We start from the raw sequence: 330 nt of genomic DNA, 5'->3' as shown, positions 1-330 counted from the left end.
AAGGTACCACTTCCATTCGAGCCAGCAGGGCCGGTTTGAAGAAGTCGGCGAGTTCCGGGTACAGGGCTTCTTCGATTTTCTCCGGCTCGTCCGCATTTTTCCCGATGGTCTGGTAGCCCAGATTCGAGGTGAGGAAGAAGACGACGTTTTTGCAGTCGATCAACCGTCCTTCACCATCTGCCAGTTCGCCTTTGTCGAAGGCCTGGTAGAAGAGGTTGAGGACTTCCGGGTGGGCTTTTTCGCCTTCGTCGAGCAGCACCACCGAATAAGGCTTCTGGCGGATGGCTTCGGTGAGGATGCCGCCTTCGCCGAATCCGACGTAGCCAGGGG

The 330-nt window shown here is 57.3% G+C and carries 1 protein-coding gene; it reads right to left on the bottom strand.

Going from position 1 to position 330, the window contains the following annotated elements:
• Positions 1-330 (bottom strand): AAA family ATPase (locus E5Q11_RS17410; protein WP_168215678.1); only part of this gene is annotated, 330 nt, incomplete at both ends.

Source organism: Marinobacter confluentis (assembly GCF_004785685.1).
Lineage (GTDB): Bacteria > Pseudomonadota > Gammaproteobacteria > Pseudomonadales > Oleiphilaceae > Marinobacter > Marinobacter confluentis.
This window is presented reverse-complemented; position numbering and strand designations above follow the sequence as displayed.